The sequence below is a fragment of the Algoriphagus aurantiacus genome (assembly GCF_035156405.1).
Lineage (GTDB): Bacteria > Bacteroidota > Bacteroidia > Cytophagales > Cyclobacteriaceae > Algoriphagus > Algoriphagus aurantiacus.
The window spans coordinates 1-5538 of record NZ_JAXRUT010000060.1 but is presented as its reverse complement, the minus strand read 5'-3'; the positions used below and the strand labels follow the sequence as shown (position 1 = coordinate 5538).

The 5538-nt window shown below is 39.9% G+C and carries 1 protein-coding gene and 1 pseudogene; both read left to right on the top strand.

Features of this window, described 5'->3' with window-relative positions; all coding sequences use genetic code 11:
- A partial coding sequence (locus SYJ56_RS25630; protein ID WP_323839222.1) for an Ig-like domain-containing protein occupies positions 1–3461 on the top strand: 3461 nt, incomplete at its 5' end.
- A 1552-nt stretch (positions 3462–5013) separates the two neighbouring features.
- Positions 5014–5538 (top strand): annotated as a pseudogene (locus SYJ56_RS25625) (malectin domain-containing carbohydrate-binding protein); the annotation flags it as partial.

Sequence of the window (5538 nt, the reverse complement as noted above, 5' to 3'; positions counted from 1 at the left end):
TTGCATGGGCAAACCTACCTCTTGGAAGTTTCTCTCTGACTGCAAAGGCAACTGACAACAAAGGAAAAGCTACTGTTTCAGAGATTGTCAATATCAATGTCGGAGAAAAAGGGAGTTTGGCACCTACGGTTAACATAAGTTCCCCCGCTCAAAATGCTTCATTCCAGCCCGGAGACAACCTCAACATTACAGCAGATGCTACAAATACGGACGGAACGATCACCAAAGTGGAATTCTACAATGGAAACACACTTTTGGGAACTGACACTACTTCACCGTATAGCTTTGACTGGACTAACCTTCCTGTTGGAAGCTTCTCCCTGACTGCAAAGGCTACTGACAACAAAGGAACGACTACAGTTTCAACCGCTGTCGAGATCAATGTCGTTGAGAAAGAAAATGTCGCTGAAAAAACAACAGGTTCTCCTTATGGTGGAACAGCCGCGATAATCCCCGGAACGGTGGAAGCCGAAAATTATGACCTCGGGGGCCAAGGTGTAGGCTATCATGATATCAATTCAGGAAATATTGGCGGAGCCTACCGTAATGATGATGTTGATATCGAAGTTGCTGCCGAAGGCGGTTATAGCGTGGGTTGGATGCATCTCAACGAATGGCTAGAGTACACAGTCAATATTACTAAGGCAGGAGCTTATAACCTTGATGCGCGAGTGGCAGCTCCTGGCGCCGGTGGAACTTTCCACATTGAATGCGACGGTATCGATGTCACCGGTCCTCTTATTGTTCCAGCCACGGGTGGATGGGGTTCTTGGGCTTCTGTGAAGAAGACGGGAGTCAATCTCCCAGCCGGAAAGCATATACTTCGTTTCATTCTTGATAGCAACGGCGAAAATGGATACTTCGGCAATCTCAACTCCTTACACTTCACAATACCAAACGACGCACCAAGCGTAAGCATCACCGCTCCAGGTGCAAACTCCCAGTTCATCCAGGGAGATAACCTTGGCATCACTGCTAACGCTACAAATGCGGATGGAACAATTGCCAAAGTCGATTTCTATAATGGAAACACGCTTTTGGGAACTGACACTACTTCACCGTACAGCTTTGCCTGGGCTAATCTTTCTGTTGGAAGCTTCTCTCTGACTGCAAAGGCTACAGACGATAAAGGATTGGCTACTGTTTCAGCCGTTGTTAATATTGCCGTTGTCAACAGTAATGACGGAGAAAAAACATCCCGCTCTCCTTATGGTGGAACGGCCGCAATAATCCCAGGAACAGTGGAGGCCGAAAATTATGACTTAGGTGGAAATGGTGTAAGCTATCACGATATCGATTCAGGCAATATTGGCGGAGCCTACCGTGCTGACGATGTTGATATCGAAGTTGCTGCCGAAGGCGGTTACAGCGTGGGTTGGATGTATCTCAACGAGTGGCTTGAGTACACAGTCAATATTACAACGGCGGGAGCTTACAACCTTGATGCGCGAGTGGCCGCTCCTGGCGCCGGTGGAACTTTCCACATAGAATGCGACGGTATCGATGTCACCGGTCCTCTTACTGTTCCAGCCACGGGTGGTTGGGGTTCTTGGGCCTCTGTAAAGAAGACGGGAGTTAATCTCCCAGCAGGAACGCATGTGCTGCGCTACGTTCTTGACAGCAACGGCGAAAATGGATACTTTGGCAATCTCAACTCCATGCACTTCACAATACAAAACGACGCACCAAGCGTAAGCATCATCGCTCCAGGTGCAAACTCCCAGTTCATCCAGGGAGATAGCCTCTCCATCACCGCTACTGCTACAAATGTAGACGGAACCATCGCCAAAGTCGATTTCTTTAACGGAACCACCTTGCTGGGAACTGACACTTCTTCCCCGTACAGCTTTGTCTGGACTAACCTTCCTGTTGGAAGCTTCTCCCTGACTGCAAAGGCTACTGACAACAAAGGAACGACTACAGTTTCAACCGCCGTCGATATTAATGTCGGAGAAAAAGCAAATGTCGCTCCCGGGCCAGGGGAGGGAACAGGGTTATTGGAAGGATTGGTTGCGTTTTATGAGATGAACACCAATTTGTCAGGTGTGCTAAGGGATTCCCATGGTCAAAATCACGGAACAAGCACACAAATCAGCCATGTCGAAGGTTTTATTGAAAAAGGGAACAAGTATGACGGAAAATCCTCGATTTCAAGTGTTCCGCACAGTAATGGACTGAACCTTACCACTGAGTTTACCTTGATGGCCGATATTTTCCGGGAGGGAAATGGTCAGAAATATAGCAGCATTATTATAGGTAAAACATTTTCATCCAGTTGGCCTGAAAACCAAGCTTACTCATTGGCGATTACAAAGGACAATAAAATAAGAATCCGGGCGAATAATCCCGGGCTCCAGGATTGGGTTTCTACCCAGACAGTTCCCTTGGGAAAATGGGTCAGGGTAATTGCAACCTATAAATCAGGTGAAGGCTATAGTCTATATTTGGATACGGTCGAACCTGAAAAATCCAATAGGCTTTCGGGAACAATGGCAAAATCAGACATGGAATTGACGATTGGTTCAGCTTCACTACTAAAAAGCACGGCGAATACCAGAAGGTTTGAAGGTATCCTGGACAATGTTGGAATCTGGAACAGGCAACTTTCACGGGAAGAAATTGAAAACCTAATAACCACTAAAATCACTTATCCTGATTTTACGGGTAATAAGTTCTATAGAGTTAAAATATCATCTAATATCGAAGAGTTGTCAGGAAAAGCCACACCTATGGTAGTTTCTACTGAAGCGGAAGTAGGTGAAAAATTGATATTAATAGTTGAAGATGAAGAAGATGCCGTATTTGATCATTGGAGTATAGATGGGGTTGAGGCTGGAAATCAAATTCTTTTGGACCTTGAAATGCCTAATAAAGACATCAACGTTACTAAATACTACAGACCTTTTGTAGCTCCTGAAATCAAAATTGGCTTACCAAGTGAAAGATCAGAATTTGAAGCATTTAGCAATGTTCATATTAAATTTGAAATAAAAAGTAATGATGCCAAAATTGAAAAAGTCGAACTATTCAATAATAAGGAATTAGTAGGCGAACTTACTCAAGATTCAACTGGGCTTGATTGGGAAAACATCCCAGAAGGAAATCATAGGCTTGTAGCGAAAATCACCGATACAAAAGGTAAATTCTATTTCTCATATCCAGTGTTGTTAAAGGCAGTCGATTATCAATCAAAAGATATCCAGAATATTCAGTTGGAATTCATTGTAGGACCAAATCCAACTACAGACTACCTGAATATAATCTTTACAAATTTAGATGGAACTTATGATTTTGAATTAAGAGTAGTATCAATGAATGGCACAGTTCATAGAACTTTCAAAACAAAACCTGAGGAATCTACAATAACTATTGACGTTTCTGATTTAAAAAATGGAGTTTATGTTCTGCACTTAGCTGCAAACGGCAATAACATTTCTAGTAAGAAATTTATAAAGGAGTAATAAAAAAGAGCACTTGAGAATATTGAGTGCTCTTTTTTTTCCTTCATTCTGAAGAGACAATTTCTTCTTCCAGAAGAAATTGATTTTTATTTAAGAAGCACTCTTACTCTTAATCAAATACTCAATTCACACTTTACATTACTATAAAAAACAATTTATATAAGTCATAAAACATAATTAACCATATTCGAGTTATATTGAAAATTATAACTATTCATAACATATCAACTTATATGTATTTCAATAACTCATAAGAGCACTTGTAACTAATCTGGGAATAAACTCTATGAGTTCAGGATTACAAATCACCTGATACACAGGCAATTAAAAATTCTTAACAAAAGTTTGATACCCCTTCCATTTTCAATAGACATCAAATTTTCTTTTAAAATGTATTGATCAAAACGGAAGCAGGTATTCTCATGATCTATTTTGTTTATTCTCCAGGACTTTAAACCTATTAATTTTTTCCTAACTCAGTCATTTCAAACTTGCAATCCACTCTGCGCTTACTTTATTCCTAGAACCGCCTTAATCCGTTCTTATTACCAGCCCGAAATCCAAAGCCTTGGAATCGTCTTCTATCAGATAGTATGAAAGAGGATGCATACTCTAGGTTAGTATGCTAAAATACTTTTCCACTTTTCAGCTGTACAACGTGCAGAAAATACCTCTATATCAAAGATACTAAGGTGTTTTAATCATTTTTTACATCCATTCTTCAATTTGATTTCATTTAAGGAATATATCCGACAGTCGATATTTCAAGCCTTAAATGGAAAATCAGCACCCCTCCCCTCTATTCCAGTACTTGATTTACTTTTCTTCAAGGAACTAAGTTAAGTAACTGACTATCTGTTATTTATACATTTTTTCATTCAAAGTATAACAACTTTTATAAATTCCTAACTATTCTCCAAAATCATAAAAAATATGATTTAAGTGATATAAATAGATTTAAGATTTTATAAAATAATCAGGCATTCATATTACTTAATAATATAGTCTGGATAAAAAACGAATATTTTCCATTTATAAATTACTTATAGTTTCAATTTTTTTCAATTTTTTTCAATTTTTTTCAATTTTTTTTTTAAAAAATATTATTGGCCCAATAAGCCATAAGCACAGCTCTTTATACATTTTTTAAGTTTTAAAAATCAAATTTTCTAATTCAAAAAGAAAGTTTTAAAACTAATTATTTATTTATAATTTAATTCTGTCTCTTATTAACTAAGAGCTAGAATTAAAATAGTTTTTTATTTCAAAACATTATTAAATATTGTGCTAACGTAAATGTTTTATAAAAGATACAATTAAAGCAATGTATATCTCATAAAACATAATTTAAAAACACATAATACAGTTAATCACCCACGAAAAACTGTTTATAGATCATCAAATTCATGGAAAATTTATTTACCTATTTAGGCAGGATGGTATTCTTTACCTTAATGTTTCTGGTATGCTCCTTTTCTAATGCAGCCACCTATTATTTCTCTTCTACTCTTGGCGATGATGCTCGCAGCAGCACTCAGGCCCAGNTACCTTAATGTTTCTGGTATGCTCCTTTTCTAATGCAGCCACCTATTATTTCTCTTCTACTCTTGGCGATGATGCTCGCAGCAGCACTCAGGCCCAGAATCAGAATACCCCATGGAGGAGCATTCAAAAACTGAACTCAATTTTCAGTTCCCTTCAGCCCGGGGACAACATCCTGTTCAAAAACGGAGATACCTTTCAGGGTACCATCTCCATCACCAAATCCGGTACCGCTGGTGCACCCATCTCTTTCGGAAGCTATGGCTCCGGGGAAAAACCCGTGTTGACCGGGTTGCGTGAAATCAAAGACTGGGTCTCTAAGGGCGGAAATGTCTACGAAGCCTCCATTCCAGAAGTCTCCGCTGCCGTCAGTACCGTGGTCATCGACAATGTCATTCAGGCCATGGGAAGATATCCCAACAATAACGCCGCCAACAGCGGATACCTCACCATCAATTCTTTCAGCGGCGGTACCATCGGAAGCGGCGGATTGCAGGCGCCCGCTAGTATGGCCGGGGGAGAAATCGTGATCCGG